Source organism: Halomonas sp. 3F2F (genome assembly GCF_014897805.1).
Lineage (GTDB): Bacteria > Pseudomonadota > Gammaproteobacteria > Pseudomonadales > Halomonadaceae > Vreelandella.
Window position 1 is genome coordinate 1 of the sequence record NZ_JABUZE010000018.1, and the last position, 22,114, is coordinate 22,114.

Annotated in this window: 26 protein-coding genes and 2 pseudogenes; 14 read left to right on the forward strand and 14 right to left on the reverse strand. The window is 55.4% G+C overall.

Annotated elements, in window-relative coordinates:
• The 5 genes from INT21_RS01895 to INT21_RS01915 all read right to left on the reverse strand — a co-directional run.
• A partial coding sequence (locus INT21_RS01895) for a hypothetical protein (protein ID WP_193084782.1) occupies positions 1-205 on the reverse strand: 205 nt, incomplete at its 3' end.
• Between the two features lie 277 nt (positions 206-482).
• Positions 483-1,367 carry a replication initiation protein gene (locus INT21_RS01900; RefSeq protein ID WP_192539902.1) on the reverse strand — a complete coding sequence of 295 codons (885 nt, stop codon included), beginning with the start codon at positions 1,365-1,367 and terminating at the stop codon, positions 483-485.
• 353 nt (positions 1,368-1,720) lie between these two features.
• Positions 1,721-3,307 (reverse strand): hypothetical protein, encoded by a 1,587-nt coding sequence (locus tag INT21_RS01905; protein ID WP_193084783.1) that lies wholly within the window; start codon positions 3,305-3,307, stop codon positions 1,721-1,723.
• Positions 3,308-3,453: 146 nt separating this feature from the next.
• Positions 3,454-3,612: a hypothetical protein gene (locus INT21_RS01910; protein ID WP_193084787.1), complete on the reverse strand. Its 159-nt coding sequence runs from the start codon at positions 3,610-3,612 to the stop codon at positions 3,454-3,456.
• A 55-nt stretch (positions 3,613-3,667) separates the two neighbouring features.
• Positions 3,668-4,066 (reverse strand): hypothetical protein, encoded by a 399-nt coding sequence (locus INT21_RS01915; protein ID WP_193084784.1) that lies wholly within the window; start codon positions 4,064-4,066, stop codon positions 3,668-3,670.
• A 279-nt stretch (positions 4,067-4,345) separates the two neighbouring features.
• Between INT21_RS01915 and INT21_RS01920 the strand changes: the two genes are divergently transcribed.
• From INT21_RS01920 to INT21_RS01945, 5 genes are all read left to right on the forward strand, one after another.
• Positions 4,346-4,729 (forward strand): hypothetical protein, encoded by a 384-nt coding sequence (locus tag INT21_RS01920; protein ID WP_192539826.1) that lies wholly within the window; start codon positions 4,346-4,348, stop codon positions 4,727-4,729.
• Between the two features lie 253 nt (positions 4,730-4,982).
• Entirely contained in the window at positions 4,983-6,155 is a 1,173-nt protein-coding gene (locus INT21_RS01925) for an RNA-guided endonuclease TnpB family protein (RefSeq protein ID WP_193084785.1), read from the forward strand.
• Between the two features lie 19 nt (positions 6,156-6,174).
• Positions 6,175-6,318 carry a hypothetical protein gene (locus INT21_RS01930; protein WP_193084786.1) on the forward strand — a complete coding sequence of 48 codons (144 nt, stop codon included), beginning with the start codon at positions 6,175-6,177 and terminating at the stop codon, positions 6,316-6,318.
• 243 nt (positions 6,319-6,561) lie between these two features.
• The gene (locus tag INT21_RS01935; RefSeq protein ID WP_192539824.1) at positions 6,562-7,173 is read left to right on the forward strand and encodes a hypothetical protein; all 612 of its coding nucleotides are present in this window, start codon (positions 6,562-6,564) and stop codon (positions 7,171-7,173) included.
• Positions 7,174-7,788: 615 nt separating this feature from the next.
• Positions 7,789-8,496: a hypothetical protein gene (locus INT21_RS01945; RefSeq protein WP_192539823.1), complete on the forward strand. Its 708-nt coding sequence runs from the start codon at positions 7,789-7,791 to the stop codon at positions 8,494-8,496.
• Here INT21_RS01945 and INT21_RS01950 read toward each other — a convergent pair.
• Complete coding sequence (locus INT21_RS01950) at positions 8,483-9,640, reverse strand: RNA-guided endonuclease TnpB family protein (RefSeq protein WP_192539822.1); 1,158 nt, start codon at positions 9,638-9,640, stop codon at positions 8,483-8,485. The genes INT21_RS01945 and INT21_RS01950 overlap by 14 nt on opposite strands.
• A gap of 154 nt (positions 9,641-9,794) precedes the next feature.
• On the opposite strand from INT21_RS01950, the gene INT21_RS01955 reads away from it, so the two are divergent.
• The 8 genes from INT21_RS01955 to INT21_RS01990 all read left to right on the forward strand — a co-directional run bounded on the left by INT21_RS01955 (position 9,795) and on the right by INT21_RS01990 (position 14,751).
• Positions 9,795-10,982, forward strand: coding sequence for a hypothetical protein (locus INT21_RS01955; protein ID WP_193068184.1), 1,188 nt, complete (start codon positions 9,795-9,797; stop codon positions 10,980-10,982).
• Between the two features lie 80 nt (positions 10,983-11,062).
• A complete protein-coding gene (locus INT21_RS01960; protein ID WP_193068183.1) occupies positions 11,063-11,812 on the forward strand; it encodes an LPP20 family lipoprotein in 750 nt (249 codons plus the stop codon).
• 45 nt (positions 11,813-11,857) lie between these two features.
• Positions 11,858-12,136: an HU family DNA-binding protein gene (locus INT21_RS01965; protein WP_193068182.1), complete on the forward strand. Its 279-nt coding sequence runs from the start codon at positions 11,858-11,860 to the stop codon at positions 12,134-12,136.
• Between the two features lie 63 nt (positions 12,137-12,199).
• Positions 12,200-12,934 carry a complement resistance protein TraT gene (locus tag INT21_RS01970; protein WP_226912593.1) on the forward strand — a complete coding sequence of 245 codons (735 nt, stop codon included), beginning with the start codon at positions 12,200-12,202 and terminating at the stop codon, positions 12,932-12,934.
• 81 nt (positions 12,935-13,015) lie between these two features.
• Positions 13,016-13,513: a 3'-5' exonuclease gene (locus tag INT21_RS01975; RefSeq protein ID WP_192539329.1), complete on the forward strand. Its 498-nt coding sequence runs from the start codon at positions 13,016-13,018 to the stop codon at positions 13,511-13,513.
• Positions 13,510-13,806 (forward strand): DUF7673 family protein, encoded by a 297-nt coding sequence (locus INT21_RS01980; protein ID WP_225736277.1) that lies wholly within the window; start codon positions 13,510-13,512, stop codon positions 13,804-13,806. The genes INT21_RS01975 and INT21_RS01980 overlap by 4 nt, the downstream gene beginning before the upstream one ends.
• A 76-nt stretch (positions 13,807-13,882) precedes the next feature.
• Positions 13,883-14,119 carry a hypothetical protein gene (locus tag INT21_RS01985; RefSeq protein WP_193068181.1) on the forward strand — a complete coding sequence of 79 codons (237 nt, stop codon included), beginning with the start codon at positions 13,883-13,885 and terminating at the stop codon, positions 14,117-14,119.
• 83 nt (positions 14,120-14,202) lie between these two features.
• Positions 14,203-14,751: a hypothetical protein gene (locus INT21_RS01990; RefSeq protein ID WP_193068180.1), complete on the forward strand. Its 549-nt coding sequence runs from the start codon at positions 14,203-14,205 to the stop codon at positions 14,749-14,751.
• Between the two features lie 82 nt (positions 14,752-14,833).
• Here the strand turns inward: INT21_RS01990 and INT21_RS01995 are convergent, their stop codons facing one another.
• The 8 genes and pseudogenes from INT21_RS01995 to INT21_RS02030 form a co-directional block, all read right to left on the reverse strand.
• Positions 14,834-15,529, reverse strand: a complete 696-nt coding sequence (locus INT21_RS01995; RefSeq protein ID WP_193068179.1) for an HNH endonuclease family protein — start codon at positions 15,527-15,529, stop codon at positions 14,834-14,836.
• Positions 15,530-15,582: 53 nt separating this feature from the next.
• On the reverse strand, positions 15,583-16,812 hold the full coding sequence (locus INT21_RS02000; RefSeq protein ID WP_193068178.1) for a DUF4236 domain-containing protein: 1,230 nt from the start codon (positions 16,810-16,812) through the stop codon (positions 15,583-15,585).
• A 45-nt stretch (positions 16,813-16,857) separates the two neighbouring features.
• Positions 16,858-17,711 (reverse strand): IS5 family transposase gene (locus INT21_RS02005; RefSeq protein ID WP_193068177.1). Its coding sequence is split into 2 segments (ribosomal slippage): positions 16,858-17,369 and positions 17,369-17,711, totalling 855 coding nucleotides; the frame shifts between segments, so codons are not numbered across the junction.
• Between the two features lie 140 nt (positions 17,712-17,851).
• The gene (locus INT21_RS02010) at positions 17,852-18,088 is read right to left on the reverse strand and encodes a hypothetical protein (protein ID WP_193068176.1); all 237 of its coding nucleotides are present in this window, start codon (positions 18,086-18,088) and stop codon (positions 17,852-17,854) included.
• A gap of 61 nt (positions 18,089-18,149) precedes the next feature.
• Positions 18,150-19,091, reverse strand: coding sequence for an ADP-ribosylglycohydrolase family protein (locus INT21_RS02015; protein ID WP_193068175.1), 942 nt, complete (start codon positions 19,089-19,091; stop codon positions 18,150-18,152).
• Positions 19,091-20,047 (reverse strand): hypothetical protein, encoded by a 957-nt coding sequence (locus tag INT21_RS02020; protein ID WP_193068174.1) that lies wholly within the window; start codon positions 20,045-20,047, stop codon positions 19,091-19,093. Before INT21_RS02020 ends, INT21_RS02015 begins: the two co-directional genes overlap by 1 nt.
• 225 nt (positions 20,048-20,272) lie before the next feature.
• Positions 20,273-20,857: a hypothetical protein gene (locus INT21_RS02025; RefSeq protein ID WP_193061741.1), complete on the reverse strand. Its 585-nt coding sequence runs from the start codon at positions 20,855-20,857 to the stop codon at positions 20,273-20,275.
• 112 nt (positions 20,858-20,969) lie between these two features.
• Positions 20,970-21,362: pseudogene (locus INT21_RS02030) on the reverse strand (TIR domain-containing protein); the annotation flags it as partial.
• Positions 21,363-21,444: 82 nt separating this feature from the next.
• Here INT21_RS02030 and INT21_RS02035 point away from each other — a divergent pair.
• Positions 21,445-22,114: pseudogene (locus INT21_RS02035) on the forward strand (IS630 family transposase); the annotation flags it as partial.

Below are 22,114 nucleotides of genomic sequence, written 5' to 3' on the forward strand. Positions count from 1 at the left end.
CACGATCACCGGAATGACCGGTCACGTTCGCCGGAATACGCAGCCACGTCTCGTCGTGCTGTGCCAGCTTTCTTTCAGCGTCAGACAAGCTGGCAAACGACACCAGCACGTTGTCCTCAGCATCTTCGATGCGGTAGCGGTAGTGGCCGTCTTCGTAGGCCGCGAAATGGCGGTGCTGGCAAGGCGTGTTGTTATGTAGGCTCATGTCTCTCTCCTGTCGTGTTGATACCTTCACTGTCTCACGACTTTTCAATCGACCAAGCCCGTGCGAGCACTTTTTTCACTTTTGAGGGGGCGGTACTAGCTGTTGTACGGATGCACCCAGTACGTCACGGCCATGCTGCTCGTATCGCTGGGCTCCACCGATATCTTGGAGCCGCATGTTGAGCGCTCAATTGGGTAATGGATGCCCTCATGGTAGCGAGACTTGATCATCGGCCAGGGCGCTGAGGGCCGATTTTTCAGGTATTTCCTGCGGTCACTTATCGCTTTTTGGCATAAAGCGCCTTCAGGGCCGCGTCTTCCCAGCTATCGCCGTCGGCTTTGTGCCGTTCGATCATCAATGGTGATATGCCATACATGGGTTTGCCTGCCTGCGGGGCCGAACGCGGTGTGCTGGTCGCGTTGGGTGGCCTGGATGCCTTGGCGGAGGTGCGTGCTGTTGGCTTATGTGTCGCAGCGATTTTGAAGTCGAGACTCAAGTGCGTCACCGATCTTCCCGTTTTGATGGGAATGTACGACACGGTAACGGGCGTGTGCGTGTTGATCTGAGCGATGGCGGGCTCAATCACCCGCTTACGGAAATCTTTATAGGTTGGGTACTTGTTGTCGAGCGCCAACGCCTGACGCAGCCAGCCAACAGACAGCTCCAGCTGCCCTTTTGTCTGCCACTGGCACAGCAGTTCGTAAAAGCGAATGGCGTACTGGCTTGTCATCCCCTCGATATCGTCAATGCAGTAGCCGGTAAATTCGCTGTTCAACTGAGACAAATACGGCAGGATGTCCTTGTTAAAACGAAGCTCGATACATCCCTGATCCTTCTTGTATCGAATGGTCTGTACCCAACCCGTGCTCAGAAGCTCTGGTCGCGTCCCTGCGCCATTGGGGTATTCAGCAATCCAGACATCACGGTGTTTCAGCCGATGGGCCGCCTGCGCCAATTGCCGGTAGATATCTTTGGAATGGTGTGTCGCCGGTGTCACGTCCTCCACTGAAACGCGATACATGACTTCATCGGTGATCTGTCCGTCACGGCGCACCTGAGCCATACACGCCAGCAGGATACGCTGCTCCATGAGCGATGCCGCGAAGTGTGCCTCGATCAACGCATTGCTTTTGTACACCTGTGGTCTGTCGTCTTTTTTCACACTATCCTCGCTTCACTTTTGGCTGTCGCTGGCGGACGGCAGTGACCCCAAATCTGTCCCCTTTCGCGGCACTGATACTTATCCACAGGCCACCCCTAATTTGTCCCATTTAGGCCGAAATCCCGACCCCTAATCTGTCCCCCTCAAACCCCTAATTTGTCCCCCCTTTAACCCCTAATTTGTCCCCCTTTAACCCCTAATTTGTCCCATTTAGGCCGAAAAAAACCATATATTTCATGTGCTTAGACCCTCCGAAAAGGGAAAAGGGAAAAGGAAAAAGGAAAAAGGGGGCGTGGCCTGTCTTTCCAGGTGGGATTCTAGTCAACAGGACGGTGGCCTTATCGCATCGGAAGTCAGGATTTCTGGGTAGCGCCACCAAAACGACTTACCCGCGTCTTGGTACAAACGAATCCCAGGCTGACCAGATGTTTCTTGATGCCTCGCGTTTTGCCATCGCGTATTTTTTGCAACACACTGCCCTCCCTGATGCCCGATGCCTTGGTTAACAGCGGGCGCACTCGCCCCAGATGACACGGATACCCGCCTGCTTGGCGTATCAGGCGATCCAGCTGTTCTGCCTGCGTCAGCCGACGGTGACATGGCGGAGGTGTTGCGGGTGGCGAGGTAGGATGAAGCGTGCTGTTGGCCGACGAGGCGCTTGGCGCACAATGGCGGTGAACGTGTACCTGAGACACACAGGCGACGCCCCGTGCGAGCAAGCAGCTGGCCAGGGCGCTGATATCCCGATCACGGGAAACAAGCAGCCACGGAAGCGCCAGCAACGAAGGTTCTCTGGCCACCCATTCCCCCGCGATAAACGCCAGGGCCATATCCGCTGCCTGTGGCACACGCGGGCTGACGATTTCGAGTCGGTATTGCGAGCGTGATCCCACTTGTTTTTTCCAGTCAGGAATCACGTCACGGTTGTTCGTGGCGACCAGCACTTTGTCGGACGGCACCATCAGGGGCGCTGCCTGTACCGGCGATATCGCATCCGCGTCAATCACCACAACACGCGTCATGCCAAGCCCCCCCAGCGCCAGTTGGCGCTCGGCTTCCCGCAGACGGATGACCTGATGACATTCATTGATCAATTGACGGTGCTGAAGAAAAGTGGAAAACGACCAGGCGCGGCTACGCCAGGACAGGCGATACTCGATGTAGTACGCCAACAGTTCGCGGCTATCGCAGTCGATAAGATAGAAGTCCCGATCCAGATGGCTATGTTTCGGGGGCGCTGCGTGCTGGCGCAGCTGGTACGCCATCGCGTCGCAGGCATCTTCGTCCTGATCAAAGACCCATTCCCCACCTGGGCGCTTGGCCACACGAAAACGCTCGTAAGGCAGGGTGAAGGTCGCTACAAACGCCTGATCTTCGTCAGGTGCATCGTCATCGCTGAACAAATCAATTTCGAGGCTCAAGCCATAAGTGGCCTGCACATACGCTTCATCGTCGTGATCGTCCACCGGCTTGAAGACAAACGGCGCATAGTCGTGGGCAATCTCAAAGTCCATGCGGGTGGTGTACAGCGGGTGCCAGAGCTCAAACACCACCCGACCGGCGGCGACGCGTTTGCAGACCAGGTGATGCCCTCTCGGGATAATGAACTCATCGTCAAGCGGCACAGGAGCCGCACAGACAACAATTTCCCCTGGGCGGTAATCACGCTCAAGGAAGGGCTGCTGACCGGACAGCGCGATATCGACATGATGGCGCAGAGACATCACGTTCGGATCGTCAGCAGGTGCATCGGCCAGGGTGCGTACATGTTTGGTGGAGAGCTTGATGGCCTGCTCAGGGCGCATGGTGCGGTCGACGACCACGGGGTTCGTGCCACCCAGCACCTTGATGCACATCAGGTAGGTATTGGCGGGAATGGTGGCATCCTTTGTCTGGATGTCCACGGTGGATACAAAGGCGTCGAATTTGCGGATAGGCATCGTGTAACTCCTGGAAATAGTGAACGTCTACTTCCAGATTCTCACGACTTTTCAATCGACCAAGCGGTTAACGCCCTGTTTTTTAATTTTTTTCGCGCCTGAGTGTCAGGCGCGAAAAGGTGGGTCACGGTGTCAACAGTTCCACATCAAATGCTGTAATCTGCCGCTCGACACTGGAGAACTCTATTCCTACCAGGTAAATAGGCTTTCCACGGGCAAGTATCGACGTAGTAGTAGCCATCTTCACGAATATCCGCGAAGGTCTGAATCCCAATAGGTAGTTTTAGACGCTGAGAAGATGACATTGAAAATTCCCGAAAATAGTACGTCGATTCGATAGCTTAACATGATGACAGGCTATCAACTTGCCCGTTGTAGCTCCGCATCCTCGTCACGCTTATTCACCGCTGCCAACAACGTCTGGTCAGCCAACGCTTGCATGTCGATATGGCCACGAAACACCCATTCCTGCGCCACCCTGGCCCAGTGCGGCTGTACCAATCCTACAATGAAACGTCGGTCGGCTTCCCTGACAACTCCTTCCAGTAGCGTGACCGGCAAGGCTCCTTCCAGACTGTCCTGGCGTATCCAGACCGACGCATGATCCGCTCCCACGAACAATACCGTGCGTTTACCTCGGCGGCTGGTGAACTGCGCAATGATCGGCGTGTCCTGGGACGGGTCAAACCGGATGGTTGGAATCGACGGGCTAACACGAAATTGACAGATGGTGCGTGGCGTTTTCGCTGAATGTGACATCAGTGACTCCTGGTGAATCGAATTTGCGTTTGTGATGCCACCACGATGCCACAGGTGGATTGTTTGCCAAGAGGCTGCGAATCCTGGCGGGTGCAAAAAAGTGCTCGCACGGGCTTGGTCGATTGAAAAGCCGTGATAGCTTGGAAGAGATCGGTACAACCAGCCACTCGATAAAACTAACCTAATCAGTGGCTTGTACCGAGCATACAGGTTTCCGACAAGTCGGTTTTCCGACAAGCCGGTAAACAGCACTCTCGGCTGTTTAATGAGGAAAAAACGATGACGGATAACACACTTCCCAGCGGCGGTGACTGCTTTCAGGTGGCAGGGCAGTTAATCGTGAGGTGTCGAGACATTCACGCTCAATCTACCAAAGGCGTCACCGACAAGGTGTTGGCGCATGGCGTCGTCACAGGACAAGGGCCGGTTAGCGGTATTCGCTTCAGCCATGCCTGGATCGAAGGCGTTAAGAACGGCATATCTGTCGTTATTGATCTGTCAAACGGCCAGCGGTTTGTCGGCCCAAGGGCGCTTTATTATGCGATAGGCCAGATAGAACCAAAGGAGGTGTGCCGCTATAGCAAGGAGGTCGCCCGAGCAAAAATGCTGCAAACCGAGCATTACGGGCCTTGGGAGGGGGAAGTCGCCCGACTCGGGCTTTAAGTAAGCGCCCATTCCGTCGGATAAGGACGGAATGGGCATACCGCATACTCAAACTGTGGAGGTCTGTCATGCAGCCCATACAACATATCACACTTCACGCGATGTCGGGAGCCGATTTCAGCACAGTCCCGCGAGAACCCTCGCCCGATTCAGGGCGGGGAGGAAAGCGGGCAGCGCGATAGCGCTGCAAGGTTGATCTTTGCCCACCGCCACCTACAATGGATAAACATACAGTCCTGTGCGGCCCCATGCCATGCTAAAAGCCACAAAAGTACGCCTCTACCCCACCCTCGAACAGGCAGCGTTCTTGAACGCCCAGTTTGGCGCGGTGCGGTTTGTGTACAACAAGGCACTGCATATCATCAGTACACAGTACAAGCGGCATGGCACCCAGCTCCGCGCCAAGAAAGACCTCAAGCTACTACTGGCCGTAGCAAAGAAGTCGCGCAAGTACCCCTGGCTAAAAGACTACGATTCGATGGCGTTGCAGCAAGCGTGTATTAACCTGGATCGGGCTTTCCAGAACTTCTTTGACCCCAAGCTGCCTGCCCGTTACCCCAGGTTCAAGCGCAAGCACGGCAAGCAATCGAGCTATCACTGTACCGGCATCAAGGTCGGTGAGGGCGCGATCAAGATTCCAAAGCTCACACCGATTAAAGCGCGTATCCATCGTGACATCACTGGCACGCTGAAAAGCATCACCTTAACCCGCACCACCACTGGCAAATACTATGCCTCAGTGCTGGTCGATGATGGAGAGGAAGCCCCGGCACCGCTGCAAACAGTGGACGCCGTGCTGGGTGTGGATATGGGGCTGACACACCTCGCTATCGACTCGGAAGGCAACAAGACGGCCAATCCTCGCTTCTTGAAGCAGGCGCGCGCCAACCTACGCCGCAAGCAGAAAGCGCTCTCCCGCTGCCAGAAAGGCAGCAAAGGCCGTGCGAAAGCACGGCTCAAACTCGCTAAGGCGCACGAGCGTCTGGCGAATACCCGTGCTGACTTCCAGCACAAGCTGTCTCGACAACTCATTGACGATAACCAAGCGGTGGTGGTCGAGACCTTGAAAGTCAAAAACATGCTGAAAAACCGCAAGCTGGCCAAGCACATTGCCGATGCCAGTTGGCACAGCCTGATCCAAAAGCTGGCGTACAAGGCAGACGCCCAGGGCAAGCACCTGGTCAAAATCGACCAGTGGTTTGCCAGCACCAAGACCTGTGCAGGCTGCGGCCACAAGGTCGATAAGATGCCGCTCAGTATTCGCACCTGGGATTGCCCAGGGTGCGGCATACAAGGCATCGACCGTGACGTTAACGCCGCGCTCAACATTCGCCAGCAGGGCATTATCAAACTACGAGCCGAAGGACTGTCGGTTCCTGCCAACGGAGGCATGCGTCAATCCGGCCACGCGTCGGTTGCTGCCTAAGAAGTTGGAAGCCTCGCCCGTGGCGCGTCAGCGCTTAGGGCGGGGAGCAGTCACAGGCTTCCTGAACCTGCTTAACGCACTGGCCAGCAAGGAGTGGTCGGTGGACTCCAAAGCCTCACAGGATGCCTTTGCACTGGCTCTCCAAGCAGGCAAAGCTCGCTGAAAAAGCTGATTTCCCATGCGTAACGCCGATAGCGACCTGCATTAAGGTGAGCTATCGGCGGTTTTGGCGATTTTTTTGGAAGGAAGACAACATGCCTGTATCCGAGGCGCTGGAAGAAATCGACGACTCCGCGTACAGCGCGACGCTGGCCGAGCCGATAGCAGCGGCGTACACGCGAAACGACCTGACGCTTTAACCACTGTTTGATACCCACGTTGCTATTAAGACACCAAGGAGAACGCCATGCCTACCTTTCTGATTCGCGCCTTCGCTACACAAGTCCCTTGCCAGAGCCTCGCCGAACTCGGCGGGGTCTTGCACCGCGATTTTGCAGGCCAATCGGTCGCTGTGCAGTTTGATCGTCCTAGCGGGCTGCGTCATGTCGCATTTGTCGATGTCAACGACAGAGGGCTGGCCAGTAGTTATAGCGCACCGCTGCCCGCCGAGCTGGCACCCTTGGCTGCCTCTGAGCGTACTTTTCGTGTGCTTGTGACAGACATTGCCTACGACAACGACGAGAACGCCCCAGAACTGCCTCACACGCTTTGTTTTGCGTTTGACGAGGTGATTGACGCTGAAACACTGGAGCAGGTTGTCAGCGACCGGATAAGCGACGAGACAGGGTTTTGCCACCACGGCTTCCAGATGCAGCTTCTCGATTGCTGGGCAAAAACCGTGTTCGTCGATTTTGCCTCCGACCATTTCAAGCATTTTGGTGCTTTCCCTGGTGACATTGCGCTGGCGTCTCACGAAGGAAACGAAGTCGTCTACGGGTTCGATGCTTATATGTCCTTGGCAAACGTGGAAATGGAGCGTATTGCAGGCCACCCAGCAAGCGAAAGAGAGTTATCATAAGGTTTGAAATGGCACGAAGCGGGGAGTGTCTATTGAGCGAGCACTCCCCTTAAACCCCGATACTGTTTTCCCTGTCATAAATACTCACCGGATACACCCATGCTCCATCAGCCACCCTGCCAACGCCCTGACACCCTTTCGCCTAGCTGGCGTGAGTCCAAGTTTGTCTACTGGCCTCCCTCACATGCGACGCCGACCGTGCGAATCCCCCTGCCCTGCGGGACAAACGATAGCCTCAGTATCAAGCCGGAGGCCGATCGCACTTAAAAGAAGGCGAGATACCTGGGGTTCAGCACATTGAGCGCAAAAACGGTTCGACGTATTGGGTAGCCACCTGGTACGAGCCGGTGGGCGAGGGAAAACGCAAGAAAAGATCAAAATGGTTTTCTTATGGTGGCCCCCATTCAATGTTTCGCTACAGCGAACAGGCAAAAGACGCTGCCAGAGAACGGCGTCAAACAGAAGAAGCTCGCTGGTATAGCGTCTCTGGCGATCACGCGCATCGCCAACGTAACCGCATTGACTGACTGACCTCTTTTCCACGTCGCACCGCCTTGGCCGATTCGACACTTGTGGTATTCCTGTTGGCAACACGATCCAGACCAGGACTGCCTTATGCCAATCCACCTGTCCCACGTTGCCCTGCTGGCGCTGCTGCTGGCCATCGCCGGTTGTGCATCCTCACCGGCCCCCTCTCCCGCCACGTCAGTAGACGACGCCCGCGCCATCACCGAACAACGCCCAACCCCTGAGCGTGACCAGATCAACCACCTGAGCCAGCTCACCGAACAGGGATATACCGGCAACACATCACGGTTGTCTGGTCATTTTGAAATGGCAGCGGCAGATGGGCGCTACGCCGTTCACGATACCTACCTACTGGGGGATCGAGATACCCCCCAGATCGCCAAACAGCACCTCATGGAACGCCTGAAGCGTCAGGCACTCGACCAGGCCGGTGTCTATCGTGCTTTCGAGGAACGCTTGTCTGCTGACCAGCAGCTTGCGGCAACATCGGTGCTGGTATCTGGCAGTGTCGTGGCGCTTCACGATGTCAGAGAAACCGTCCGACCGGTTGGCGAGGATCGGCTGGAAATGACCCTGACGGCGACCGCCATCGTCGATAGTTCGGGCTTGCAGCGCCATATTGATGCGCTGTACGACATTGACCTCCTCCCCTCCCTCAGCTTGCGCTGCCGTCTGACGACGGAAAGGAAGGGGATTCCCTGGTTGTTGCCTTCCAGGTTCCTGCTTCGCAGCCCGTTGCCCTTGGTGATAGCACCTCAGGTCTTACACAAGCTCCACAGGCTTAACCTCCCGTGAGTCCCACGGTAGTTTTCTCATGCTGGCGGAGCTTGTCGGCCCCGGCCAGGATCGCTTTGCCCGATTGAAGTATGTTGCGAGCAGCGTTCACGTCGCGGTCAATGCCTTGGGTGCCACAGCCAGGGCAGTCCCAAGTACGCACGTTCAGTGGCATCTTCTCGGTGATATGGCCACAGTGAAAGCAGCGTTTCGAACTGGGAAACCACTTGTCGATCTGGACGAAATCACGCCCGTACCGTTCGGCCTTGTACGTCAGTTGTTGCGTGAGCTGATGCCAACCCACGTCGCTGATGGCCTTGGCCAGTGAGCGGTTTTTGACCATATTCTTAATTTGCAAACTCTCGGCAGCAATGACTTGGTTCTCGTGAATAAGCTGCGTGGAGAGTTTATGGGTGGCGTCGCGACGCTGGTCGGCCAGCTTGGCATGTACCTTAGCCACCCGAAGCCGCGCTTTGGCGCGGTTATTGGAACCTTTCTGTTTACGCGACAGGTTCCGTTGCGCCCGCGCCAGCTTACGCTCGGTACGGCGTAGAAAACGCGGGTTGGGGACTTTTTCGCCGTGACTGGTGATAACGCGATGCGTCAGCCCCAGATCAATGCCGACCATTTTGGGGGTAACCGGCAGTGGTGTGGCCGCTTCCGCCACCAAAAAGCTGACGTGGTAACGGCCAGCGGTGTCACAACTCACCGTGATACTGCTCGGCGTGCCGGAAAAATACCGACTCCAGCGGATATTGAGCGGGTCTTTTTGCTTGGCCAGCCACAATTTGCCGTCGCGCCAACGAAAACCGTTGGCCATGTAAGTGGCTGATTGCTTGCGCTGCTTCTTCTTGAACGTGGGATACCGCGCCTGACCTTTGAAAAAATTGCTAAACGCCCGATCCAGATGCCGGAGTGACTGTTGCAAGCAGACGTTGGATACCTCGGCCAGAAACGCCGTGTCTGGCTCTTTCTTGAGGCTGGTGAGCGCTTTGGCGGTGGCGTTGTAGCCCATGCGCTCCTGACGCTCGAACCAGGCATCGGTGCGCTGCCGCAGGAAATGGTTGTAGACGTACCGCACACAGCCAAACGTCCGGGCAAGCTGGTCAGCTTGCTCGGGCGTGGGATAGAACCGATAACGGTAGGCGCGATGTGCGGTGGTCATGGCTTGAATCTAACGCGGTAAATATAGCCTGTCAACCAAGAGGCGCTACGCGCCTCGCGCTATCCTTCCCCGGCCTAAAAGGCCGAGGTTTGACGCGCAATTTGATCATGCCCTTACCGCTGCCAATGCCTACTTGCAACGCGAGAACCGGCGGTTGCGTGAGAACGCCCCTGTCAGTGCCACTCCCGACGGCAGTGGCCAGCATCAGGCAACGCTCCCTGCTGCCCGTGCTGAGACACCGACCGAACCCGCCGACATGCCATTCAGCGCGATTACCTTCGCTGCTGATTTGGCATCGTGGCTCAAAAATGACGACCTGGCTCCCTGGCTGCGCCTGGAGGGCTACGATCCGCGTCAGGCAGACTGGATCAAGGCGTTCCAGGAACAGCCGTCCGATGGCCGCTCGCGTTCACGCCTGACCTACCAGCCGGAGGGCGTCGACGCGATCCCGCAGACGTATGCCGATGTCCGTCCGCTCAAGCGCCAGCTCGCGCAGGATGTGTCGCGCCTGACCCGCGACTACAACGCTGCCCTCGATGTCGACATTGTGAAGACAGCCCCCAGCCCTCACACCCAAGGCACCGAATACACCGTGCATGTCACCGGCTTTGATGGCTTCGTGGAGGCTGTGCTGGAGGCCACGGGCCTGCCCTTCACCCACGGCCAGCTCACCCCTGAGCAGATACAGGCACTTGATCCCTGGCGGTCGCTGAAATACTGGCTGGCTGCCGACCTGTTCGCGCCGTCCCCGTTGGTGTTGTCGTTGAGCGTCAATGCCGACATGGAAGCCCCTGGCAGCCCTACCCCTGCCGCCCAGTTTCACCAGGTCGTGCTGTCGCCGGTCGCCTTTGGCGATAACCGCCGCGAGGCCGCCCTTCTGGCCTTCACGCCTCTGGAACACTATCTCTGGTATCTCGGCGGCCAGCATCTCCCTGATATGGGGCTTAAAGCGCCCCATGCGCCTTTTGAACTGGAGGGTCAGCGCCATAAAACATCCAAAATTCCGTCCTTCCGGCAACCTATCTACCACGACCACCTGGGTAGACTCGACACCTATCGGGCGGTTCGTGCGGGTGACGCCAGTGCAATGACCGCTTCGTTTCACCGTCGGGCGCTGACGTGGTTCCAGGTAGACCGCTACCGCCCCGACCTGGGACAAGCCGTGTTCACGTTTACGGTGCCAGCGCAACACCCACGGATTACCGACGTGTCGGCAGCATTTGAGCATGTTCGCGTCGACGACCTGATGCCAGTACGAAACAACTGGATCGGACGCGGGGATGTTCGCCGCGACCACAGCAAGCGGGATATAGGAATTGCGCGGTACGGGCGGTTTTTCTGAGCTTTTCGCACGCGTTTGGCCGTTTTGATCCGGCGAAGAAGATAGATATCGAGACTCACTACCAAAAAAGGAAATCGGGAATGCCAACACACCCTATACGGCCCTGCTGGATACCGCTTGTCGGAGCCGCCAGCGCCCTGCTGCTGTTGGCGGGGTGCGCCAGCCAGACACCGACGGACGTGGCGCTTGAGCGCGAAGCTGCCCTGCACGAACGCGCCGAGACACGCATCAGCGAGCGTGAGACGCGTCAAAGCGGTGTGATCGACTCTATCCCCGCCTGGGTCATCAAAACGCCGTCACCGGACGCTACAGGGCTTTATGGCGCGGGTATCGGCACCAGCACATCACTGTCGCTGGCGCTCCAAAAAGCCAATATCGACGCTCGCCGTCGCGTGGCCCAAGAGATCAATCAAACCTTGTCGGCGGAAAGCACACTGGCCGGTGACGGCGATGCCAGCTTCCAAAGCATCGTTAACACGTTCGTCGATAGCGTGAACGTCGCGGGCGCAGAAGATGTCGAGCGGGTCATCCAGTCGGGCCGTGAGGGCTATCGCGTGTACAGCTTGATCAAGCTGCCCTTCCCCGACGTCAATCGCGCACTGACCGCCTTTACTGACCAGAACGGCCATGCAGGCGACACATTGCGAGCGCAATACCGGCAGCTCATGGAGCGCGTCGACGGTACGCCCCGTTTTGACGCGGCGGCACCATCGCAAAACGCATCCAGCGAGCCTGATCCGCGTTCAGAAGGCCGCCGTCCCGATGCGGTGGTTGCCCTCGACGGCGATATGCCGGACGAAGCCCTGGTGCGAGCGTTGCAGCAGCCGTAGCACGCCCGTCACCCAATCCCATCACATAGAAAAGCGAGACACATCATGGAAAAGAAAAGCGACGTTATCCGCGACATTGCCGAACGCAGCGGCCAATCCCAAACCACGGTTGAGGCGGTGCTGACGGCCCTCGGCGACAGTGTGGAAGCCAACATCGAGGAACAGGAAAAGTATTCCCTGGGTAGCCTGGGCAAACTGGTGCTACGCCAATCGGCAGCCCGAAAAGGCCGAAACCCTGGGACGGGCGACGAGATCAATATCCCCGCCAAAAAGACGATTGCGCTGCGCCCTTCCTCCACGATCAAGGCCGCCCTGAACGCCTGAACCTGAAAAAGCGCCAGCCCCGTCGGGCTGGCAATACCATCACGATCCTAGAAGGAAAACCCCATGCTTCTGAAGAAAAACCTACTCATTGCCGGTGCCATGGCCGGTGTCATGTTGTTAAGCGGGTGCGCAGCGACGCATACGGCGATTAACAAGCGCGAGCTGGCCGTTAGCACCAAAATGTCGGACACCATCTTCCTCGATCCTGTTCCGCTCGACGAGCAAGTGGTCTATGTCCAGCTTCGCAACACTTCTGACCACCAGGAAATCGACATCGAAACCAGTGTCATTTCTGCCATCGAGGCCAAAGGCTACGAAGTCACCCGCGATCTGGACGATGCCCAGTTCTTAATCCAGGCTAATGTCTTGCAAATCGGGGAAACCGATCTGCGCGATGCGTCTCAGGCGGTCGGTGCAGGCTATGGGGCGGCCTTGACTGGCGCAGCACTGGGCGGCACTTATGTTGGCGGTGGCTCTGGGCGCGTGGGGACGGCCATCGCTGGCGCGTTGATCGGTGCGGCGGCAGACGCCATGGTGAAGGACGTTAAATTTTCGATGATCACGGATGTTCGCGTGAGCCGGCGTGTCGACGACGGCATCACCGTCACCGAACAGAATCAGGCGAACTTGAGCCAAGGCAGTTCGGGTACTCGCAGCGTTCAATCAACATCGGCAACCGAATGGCAACGCTACGACACCCGCATTGCCAGTGTCGCCAACAAGATGAACCTTGATTTCGAGGAAGCCCTGCCGGAGCTGGAACAGGGGCTTACAGATGCCATTTCGGGGCTGCTTTAAGCAATACCGTTATTGAAGCGCTACAATAGTCAAGAAGCCACCTTGATCGGTGGCTTCACTTGTTTTGGAAAGACGCTTTTCATGAATACCTTCTATCTGGACACCGAGACAACCGGATTGCACCCCGCGACAGACGAGCTGGTGGAAATTGCCGTGGTCGACGACGCGGGTAATATCGTGCTCGACACCCTACTTCGACCTGCCGAATCGACCGCATGGCCGGACGCCCAGCGCATACACGGTATTTCGCCTGACGACGTAGCGATGGCCCCCACCCGTGAAGACGTGCTACCAGAATTGCTCGCACTGGTGACGGGGGCTCGACTGGTGATCTATAACGCCGATTTTGATCTGGGTTTTCTACCCGAGGTGGCGACTGCCGCAGACCAGGTATCGTGCTGCATGCTCGATTTTGCAGAACATATCGGCGACTGGAACGACTATCGCTGGCACAAGCTCGACTCCGCCGCCAACTATGTGGGCTTTCACTGGCCTGGGTCGAAACATCGCGCTGCCGCAGATGCACTGGCCTGCCGTGCAGTGTGGCAATACTTGCGACGACAGGACGATCAACCTTGACAATTCACTATATCCAGCTCGACAGACCCACACGACATGCTCTGGAGCGCGTCATCGCCATCGCGCAAACGGATACAGGACAGGGACGCATCTGCGCCAGCTTCCTACTGGCTTGGCACAATCCTGACGACAACGGCGGTTTTGGACTGACCGACCTTTGGGGACTGGACGACGACACCGCCAGCGATTGTCGCCTGCTGTTCGATTGGATTTCACGCTACCCTGTCTATCCCGACGAGCTGGGGTACGGGGATGACATGACAATCCTCTGGCGTTGCTGGCGCGACCAATAACATTCCCCGTTGGGGCTTGGTCGATTGAAAAGTCGTGAGACGATATTTGTGAATCCACCGACCAGGAGCCAGCACCATGGACATGGCCAAGGCCGTATCGCTCGACCCCAGCAACCCGAAACACGCCCTTCCCCCAGGCTATCGCGTTGTCGCGTCGCCCTGGGGCTACTATTTCGAGACGACAGCTTTCATCGGCGATGCCAGCGAAGACTTCCCGACCATCGAAGCGGCTTGCCAGAAAGCGCGGGGCCACTACCGGCGCTGGCGGGGCAAACAGCGCCAGCAGCAACACAACACAGAAACGAAGGCTTAACCATGCCCAAAGCGAAAAGAAAACCGAACACACGGCCTTCCAAACGGGACAAAAAGGCGCTCTCTGCACGGAAGCGCAACAAAATGCGCCAGATGACGCGCTTGCTCTATAGCTGGCGCTATGTCGATCATGCCAGGGCCGAGGCGGGTGAACCGATACCCGATCATCACCAGGGCTTTAATCTGCTCACCCCATCGACACCAGAAAAGATCAAATCGACCTACACGATTGCGATCAACACGCCGATGCACTGGCAGGTCATCGTGATTGGCTATGTGCGTGACGGCGACGATGAGTACCGGAGCTGGGCCTGGATCAAAAGTGAGCGCCCTATCGTTGCCGCCGGTGATGGCATTACGCCCCTACTGGCACAAGCCAACGATATTGCGCTGGAGGGGCTAGAGGGAAGTGACGACTGCTATGCCAGGGCAACCATTATGGCCCCGTTCGATGCCAGTCACCCCATTAGCCCTGACCGCTATGCGGCAAGGCTTCAACAGCGGCTTGGGCTCACCAAGGGCGAAGTGCTGGCGCTGGCTGAATGGGGCGAGCCGGAAACCATGTCGGTCGAAAACGATCTGCTCGACCTGGAGATTGCGCGGGAGTTTCAGGCAAGATCAGACGTGGATTAAGCACCTCAAGCGCCCCATCGAGGGCGCTTGATCAGAATGCGCGTTAAACCTCGTGCTTCAGGGGGGGAAGGACATCAAACGCTCAATTGCAGACACGCACATGAACACTGCGATCAGCTTCTGGTAAAGTAACCCCATAAATTGTCGCAACCCGCACAAATCGGCTGGCATACCCACACTGGCCAGCGGGCGGCATCCATTCTGACAACCCCCGCGCGCCCTTACTTCTGTTGAGGCTGGCTTCTACAGGGAACAGGTTGACGGGATCATTGGCAAACCGGATGCGCTTGTCGCGTGGCCAATCAGAAGCACCGTGATCCCAGGCAAACTTGAGCGGTACAACGTGGTCGATGTCGATATCGGACGAGTTCTGAATCACCTCCCCGGTGAAAGGGCTGATCCAGCGCCCACGCGTGACGCGACACCGATCATCACTGGCAAACTGAACGGGTTGTACGGTAGAGGATGCGATAAGCGCTTCTGCCCGGGCATCCTGGCAATCCCCGTCGTCATCCGACCAGCCGTGGCCAAATTGGGAACGACTGTACTCACTATTAGATGTCGTTGAGGTGGCTTGATTTGCTTGGCCTTTAGGTAACCGGCCACCGCTGTCCAGACAGGTCGATAGATCGTCGTAGGGCGTGAAGTTCTTGGTTCGGCTGTAGTACGCGCTTGCCTCGTTGTGACAAATGCCGGAAGTGCTTTTCTTGACGATTCCGGCGTTGGCCAGCGGGGTGATCAGAAGAAAGGTAACAAAGAGAAGGAATAAACGTCGCATACGTATAAGCCTTTTAAATCAGTGGAATACCGTGCTATTTCAGCACGTCTTGCTCACGATGAAAGTGTGAAGGGCTCAATATCTCGAAAGATCCCCGTTTTGGTCATGTCCCGACGTAGGGTGAACGCTTCCACGGCTGCCACGGGATCGACCTGTGCCAGCTGGTCAAAGTGAATGCGAGACCACTGCTCACGGGTCACCTTGATGCTGTAAAGGTATTGATCGTGTTCACCACCGGTGGCGGCATCCACCACCTGACGGTACCCAGATACTCGTGCTTCTTCGACTGTAGGAAGACGGGCAAAAATCGCCCCGATCACGCGAAACGCCACGCCGTGAACGTGATCACGGTAGAGCTTACGCTGGCGAGTGCCACTGAGTTTTCGAGGCGATAGCTTCAGCGCCTTAGCAGGCATCTGCCAGTAGTGATCCGGCATCTCGTCTTCATCCGGCAGATCAATGTCGACGGCGATGGTGCGTTTGTCGCTACCCAGGTCAAAATCAATCGCGGTCTCTCGCGGCCAATCAATCTCTTCCAGCCGTTTGTGCAACACCTGTTGCATGACATCCAAGTCCCTGAAGACGCCTGTCTCTTCGTCGTACTGCCGCGCCAGTTGAGCCTTTTCGAATGCCGCCTTGCGCGCTTCCCAGTGTTCTCTTGCAACATCATAGGCACCTTGGCTATCGTAATGTGCCGCTTCCAGTCGTTCTCGGGTCGGCCGCCATAAATGCTGCCACCAGCTCAAGCGGAGTGGCTCGGGCGGCACTGGTGCAGGTTCATCAAACGCTTTAGGCGCGTAGCCGCGTGTTTCCAGACACGGGGTTGTCCAATGGAGCTGCCCTAGCACATCAATATCCGAATTGCGCTGCTCGCAGATGACCTGCAGGCGCTCCCGTATCATCGCCTCTCCCTGGCGTTTTACTGCTCGGGTGTCCTCAAAGGAAAGCGGTTCGCCATCCGGCCATTGATAACGCACGTCACCCTCATCATCGACCACCAGCTGCAAGTCGATATGCCCCGCCTCTGGCAAGCGTGATGAGACGTTGTCAGATCTTCCAGCACGAGTTTCTCTGGAGAACGAAGTACCTCGGGTTCCTTTCCGATCCAGTTTAGTGCGGTAGGAAAGCCCCGTACCAGGAATGCCGGCATGAGCATGAGCACCGCTGGGTCCAACACTGACACTGGCACCTCGCGGCCCGACCGAGAGCCCCAGCCCCCGTTTGCTGAGGTTAAGCCGAACACCGGGAGCTAGTGTTATCCGCCGCTGAAATCGAAATGCCATTGATGACCCATGTAAAAAATGTTGTTCGGTTTAAAAGCCATGACCCTAGGTTTTGTACGAAAAGTTGGCTCGCAAGCAGCGGTCGATGCATGCAACGCATACCATCGCCTTAAAACTACTCGCCAGCTTTTCATAGCGGGTTGCAACGCGGCGTAATTCTTTAAGCCACCCAAAACAGCGCTCTATTGCATTTCGCTGACGATATTTGTGCTTATCGAATCGTCTAGGCAGTCCTGGCCGTTTCCTTCGATGCATGTTGCGCTGAGCAATCACCGGTTTCATACCATGCTTTTCGCAGTAACGACGAAGCACATCGCTGTCATATCCTTTATCAGCCACCATATAGCAGCAGCGTTTGCGTGGCCTGCCAGTTTTGCCTGGAAGAGAAATCCTCTCCAACGTGGTGACAAAGTGACGAGAATCAGCCTGTTGACCGGGAGATAACGTGAATGCCAGTGGCCAACCATGCCGATCACAAACCAAATGAATTTTGGTGGTTAAGCCGCCGCGGCTTCGGCCGAGCGCATGGTCTAACGGTTCCTCTGAGCCCCCTTTTTACCGCCTCCAGCGGCAGCACGCGTTGCTCTCACAGAAGTCGCATCAATCATCCAAGTGTCCAAATCCATAAGCCCATCTTCACGTAACCTGAGCTGCAAGCGGTCAAGCACTGCGTCAAAAGTGCCGTCATCGCGCCACTTGCGGAATCGGTCATACACCGTCGACCAAGGGCCATAACGCTCGGGTAGATCACGCCACTTAGCGCCAGAGCACAGCACCCAAAAAATACCATTGAGCATTATTCTATCATTTCGCTTGGGCCTGCCCATGGTTTGCGGAGGCGAAACGATATCTTCAATCAATGCCCATCTGTCATCAGAGATTTCGTAACGTCCAACCATTTCTGCCCCCCTATGCTGCTTTTGCATAGGTAAAGTTAGTAGATAAGACTTTTCGTACAAAACCTAGGCTTCGCAATCCGAATTTCGTCTCACATTGCACATATCAGTGCTGGCGTGCAAAATTTTCGATAGCAAGCTGATTACAAGACGTTTCTTAAAAGCCTGCAATGATACCTTTCTCCAGCCAGACGTGTCCCACAGCAATCGCAGGCCCTGGATGAAAACTCATCATTCTGATCGTCATCACCGGCAATAAGATAACTGCCGTCTGATTGGATGTCGGAAATCGCCTTACGAATCTGCTCTTCGCGCTCGTTCGCTACATCCTCATCAAGTGAATAATCCAGTCCGCTGGCGTCATCGTTGACGATAATCATCTGACAGTCCGTACACACCATAAAGTGATCATCGCGTATTTCCAGAGACATCATCACGTCCTTATTTGTTGGGAACTGCCAAAGAAGCATCAAAGCAGTAAGCCTTGTAAAGCTGTTGCGCAGTACCTTGTATTCGCTGCTTTTGATGCAATACTTCCAACCAGGCATCAGGAATGGAAGCCACACCGTAAAATGCACCCGCCAGCTGACCAGTAATAGCCGCTGTCGTATCGGCATCGTCACCCAGATTCGCTGCCATTAGAACCGCATCCTCAAATGACTCAGTTTGCCACAGGCACCATAGAGCAGCTTCCAGGCTCTCAACGACATATCCGCTGCCAAAAATATCGACTCGCTCTTTAACGCGATATTCACCCTCTGCCAATGCATTGATAAGTGAGGGTGCATGTACCTCGGAAGGCACTGACATTAACCAAGCTGTTTTATCGGTGGCCCCCAGAAGCGCATTGCTTATCAGCTGAGACATCAGCCTGCTGGCACTGACGCAAAGTGAAGAGGCATGCGTAGTTTGCGAGCTGAGCTCAGCATACTCACCCAGCATTACTGATCCTGCGTAACGCATTGGAATCGGGGCCAGGCGCATAAGGGAACCATTACCGGAAGATGCTGAAGACTCACTTCCACACCAGGGGGAGCCAGACTGTTGATATCTTGCCAGTGCACCCGCAACCGTCTTACCGATTCCAAAGGCACGTGGACGGGTTGAGTTTTCCCCCTCCTCAGCCCAACGCCAATAGCGTGCCATCTGATCTGCTGCATCAAAGCCATCACAAGCAATCAGACTATCCGCCAGACATAGTGCCATGGCTGTATCATCCGTCCACTCCCCTTGGCGCATCCGAAACTTGCCACCTTCAATCATACCGGTGATCGGTTTAAGCCGGTCGCGAGAATGAAACTCCAACGGTGCTCCCAGAGCATCACCTACGGCCAGACCCAACAGGCATCCTGTCCACCGAGATGGATCCGGTGAAATATTCACTATTGTGCTCTCTCTACGGCAACCGTTTTATCGCTACCTACTTCATAGCCACTGACCAGCACATAACGGCTTCCACGACGATGACTTTTCCATTTGCCTCGGTAAAAACGTTCATCGCGCAGCTGCCGCCAGTAAGGTGAAACGGAATGGGGTGACACCATGGCGGCCACCAGTTCGCGATCATGTCTGTCGTACTCCACCTGCGCAAAGGGCATACCGCCCTTGCCACTGGGGTGCTTATTTTTCATATACGATGGCACGCCACTGTTAAGAGACTCCGGGTAGGCAGACAAATACATACCCAGCGAGACCACATAGCGAATCACGGCATTCAGGATGCGTTGCTCATCGGCGTTCATAGACATACCGGATAGCCCAACGGTCTTCATGGCTTCCCGGTTGATAAAATCCGTCAGCTGTTCCGGCGTAAAAGCTGCCCGTAAAAGGGAAGGATTAAGGGTCGACTGAGGCTCCAGCGGATTATGAATACTGATAGTTAACCACTGCTCCGGCTGAGAGGCAGGCACTTCCATCTGGAAAGAAGAACCATACTGGCGGAGAAAATCATCATACCGCTGTTGAAGAGAGGACGCCTGCATCCAGCTCACCATCACGCCTTCAATGGTATAGCCTTCAAACAGCTGGGCAGTCGGCAGAGAAATCGTACTGAACTCATATGGCCAGGCAAACGAATCACCTTGCACCTTGCTCAAAGACACCTGCTGTAACCAGGCCGAAAGCGAGGGTTCCGGCACGATGATTCGCCCCTGACGCTCATGCCAGTATTCGAGCACAAGTGCCTCACCGTTGATACTGGTCATGGTTCTGGGGTCTTCTACCAGATCAAGAAACACTTCCTTTTCATGCTTCTTGGGCAACCCTACCTGCTTCAGGATGGAGCGGGTGAAACGACGTGTGAAACTGGGATAATGACGATAGGTACTGGCGGCGGACATCCGCATCTCCTTGCAATCTACAGCTGCCCCATACTTTGCCGCAAAAGCCTGCACGTTGCACAGTCCCGCTACATCAGAAACTGGAAAGGCTGGTTTCGGCCAGGAGCGGTCTTTTAGGAGCCGTTGATATAGCGCTTTAACGCCCGCAGTACGTGCAACTTTGTAATGAAGGCGCAGCCGCAATGGAAAAGCCGTAGCTGTGCCTGCGATTGTTAGGCAATCTCTTCACTTGGCCATGCTCAAAAGGTAGTTACGACCTTGAGCGGTAATATTCCATGCAATTGATCGGCGTGATGTGACAATTTGGGATGCTAAACCCTTTTCTTCCAAGCCAGCCATGAGCTGTCGCACGGCAGATACGGAAAGCTCTAAATTCTGAGCAAGACCGGTCGCCGTTCTGAAAGTGAAAGGACTGTCTTCGATCGCTTGCAATGCCTCTCGCTCTTGAGCAGAAACCTGAATCGTGGCGATTTTCCCAAATTGAGCGTCAGAGACATCGTCAGCATCGACTTCAGTTTCTCTAACTGCCATTGCCTCGACCTTTTTAGCCACATCGCGAAGCTTTGCGGAAAAGCCTACGCCGCTGAACTCAGAAAAATTTTCCAACCTCAGAAACGCCATGCAAACAGCAGAGAAGCCCGCCACAACGGCCATCTCTGCAGCTTTCCCTAATAAAGCCAGCACAACAAGAAGTAAGAATGATAATGGCACGAGCACTGAGAAAAGATCATCGTTTGAGGCGGTAAAGCTACAAATTCTGCCTAATACCTTCGTTTGACGCTCTGACTGTCTTTCTTTTTGAATCGACATACGACTCCCCTAAGTCAACAATTCGCCTAATGCCTCATATGACCGGCAGCAATAAACAGAGCGTCGAAGGAGCGGCGCTTATTGCTGCCCGAGTGCATGTGATCGTTATAACTTACTTTCCGGCAAGCTTTGCTGCTTCTTCTATCCACTTAGAAAGATCTTCTGAATTTGTATACTTATATGCCTTAAAGCCATTTTTTTCGACCTGACTCGGTATCGCTCCTGGAGAACCAGTATTGCCATCTTTATCTTTCAAGTGATGAATTTGTACAGCTACGAGGCCATTCCCCCTAGCTAAAGATTGCTCTATTTCATAATCAATATATTTACGGTCTTTAGTACCATAAGTAACAAAGACGACAGTCACTGAGGTGCGTACGAGCGCCTCGTCGATCATTTTTTTAATTTCTTTGTCACCTTTTTTCTTTGCCTCCTCCCACAAAGAGGCGTCTTGGAATCCCGCTGCTGCAGTTCCGGTTACATTAGGGATGCTACGTATTTGATTGACCTTCCAAACATACTTGTAAGTGCCTGATCACAAATTTCCGTGTAACATCGATTTTAAAATCACTGATACGGATAAACCTATGGCAAGGCGTCGCTTTGTTGATCCTCTCACAAAGTCTGAGCAGCAGGCACTAACCAAGGCCTATCACCAAAGCGAGAAGCGGGCTTTACGTCGACGTGCGAATGCCATCCTGCTGAGTGGTCAGGGCCATACCATCAACCAGATCAGTGACATTCTGCAGGTTCGCCGCGATGCCGTCTCTCGATGGCTCAAACAATGGGAAACGTTGGGGCTTGACGGGCTCGCCGATAAGCCCCGCAGTGGTCGGACACCTATTCTGGACGAGCACGACAACCAGCGATTGAAAGAAATGGTTGTTGAGCAGCCTCATCAGATTCGATCCTTACAGGCTCGGTTTCAGGAAGAGACTGGCAAGACAGTTAGCACGGTGACCCTTCGCCGGGCGTTGAAAAAAAAAATGATCTCAGCTTCAAGCGCATTCGTCATTCACTGAAGGCACGGCGTAACGAAAGGGATTTCCGCAATACTCAGGGCCTCCTTAAGGCGCTTCAGCAGCAGGAAGACGAAGGCGAGCACGAGCTTTACTATTTTGATGAGTCAGGCTTTTCACAATCGTCGTCAGTGCCATACGCGTGGAGCCCTGTCGGTCAACCCTGCGAAGTGACCGCCTACTCTCGTAGCCGAAGACTAAACGTATTAGGGTTCCTCAGCCGTGCAGGGAAGCTTGT

What these genes read in the sequence shown, in the direction of transcription:
- INT21_RS01905 (WP_193084783.1), bottom strand. Translation starts at nt 3,307, where the DNA reads ATGCCTATCCGCAAATTCGACGCCTTTGTATCCACCGTGGACATCCAG.
- INT21_RS01910 (WP_193084787.1), bottom strand. Translation starts at nt 3,612, where the DNA reads ATGTCATCTTCTCAGCGTCTAAAACTACCTATTGGGATTCAGACCTTC.
- INT21_RS01915 (WP_193084784.1), bottom strand. Translation starts at nt 4,066, where the DNA reads ATGTCACATTCAGCGAAAACGCCACGCACCATCTGTCAATTTCGTGTT.
- INT21_RS01920 (WP_192539826.1), top strand. Translation starts at nt 4,346, where the DNA reads ATGACGGATAACACACTTCCCAGCGGCGGTGACTGCTTTCAGGTGGCA.
- INT21_RS01925 (WP_193084785.1), top strand. Translation starts at nt 4,983, where the DNA reads ATGCTAAAAGCCACAAAAGTACGCCTCTACCCCACCCTCGAACAGGCA.
- INT21_RS01935 (WP_192539824.1), top strand. Translation starts at nt 6,562, where the DNA reads ATGCCTACCTTTCTGATTCGCGCCTTCGCTACACAAGTCCCTTGCCAG.
- INT21_RS01945 (WP_192539823.1), top strand. Translation starts at nt 7,789, where the DNA reads ATGCCAATCCACCTGTCCCACGTTGCCCTGCTGGCGCTGCTGCTGGCC.
- INT21_RS01950 (WP_192539822.1), bottom strand. Translation starts at nt 9,640, where the DNA reads ATGACCACCGCACATCGCGCCTACCGTTATCGGTTCTATCCCACGCCC.
- INT21_RS01960 (WP_193068183.1), top strand. Translation starts at nt 11,063, where the DNA reads ATGCCAACACACCCTATACGGCCCTGCTGGATACCGCTTGTCGGAGCC.
- INT21_RS01965 (WP_193068182.1), top strand. Translation starts at nt 11,858, where the DNA reads ATGGAAAAGAAAAGCGACGTTATCCGCGACATTGCCGAACGCAGCGGC.
- INT21_RS01970 (WP_226912593.1), top strand. Translation starts at nt 12,200, where the DNA reads ATGCTTCTGAAGAAAAACCTACTCATTGCCGGTGCCATGGCCGGTGTC.
- INT21_RS01975 (WP_192539329.1), top strand. Translation starts at nt 13,016, where the DNA reads ATGAATACCTTCTATCTGGACACCGAGACAACCGGATTGCACCCCGCG.
- INT21_RS01985 (WP_193068181.1), top strand. Translation starts at nt 13,883, where the DNA reads ATGGACATGGCCAAGGCCGTATCGCTCGACCCCAGCAACCCGAAACAC.
- INT21_RS01990 (WP_193068180.1), top strand. Translation starts at nt 14,203, where the DNA reads ATGCGCCAGATGACGCGCTTGCTCTATAGCTGGCGCTATGTCGATCAT.
- INT21_RS01995 (WP_193068179.1), bottom strand. Translation starts at nt 15,529, where the DNA reads ATGCGACGTTTATTCCTTCTCTTTGTTACCTTTCTTCTGATCACCCCG.
- INT21_RS02000 (WP_193068178.1), bottom strand. Translation starts at nt 16,812, where the DNA reads ATGGCATTTCGATTTCAGCGGCGGATAACACTAGCTCCCGGTGTTCGG.
- INT21_RS02010 (WP_193068176.1), bottom strand. Translation starts at nt 18,088, where the DNA reads ATGATTATCGTCAACGATGACGCCAGCGGACTGGATTATTCACTTGAT.
- INT21_RS02020 (WP_193068174.1), bottom strand. Translation starts at nt 20,047, where the DNA reads ATGTCCGCCGCCAGTACCTATCGTCATTATCCCAGTTTCACACGTCGT.
- INT21_RS02025 (WP_193061741.1), bottom strand. Translation starts at nt 20,857, where the DNA reads ATGTCGATTCAAAAAGAAAGACAGTCAGAGCGTCAAACGAAGGTATTA.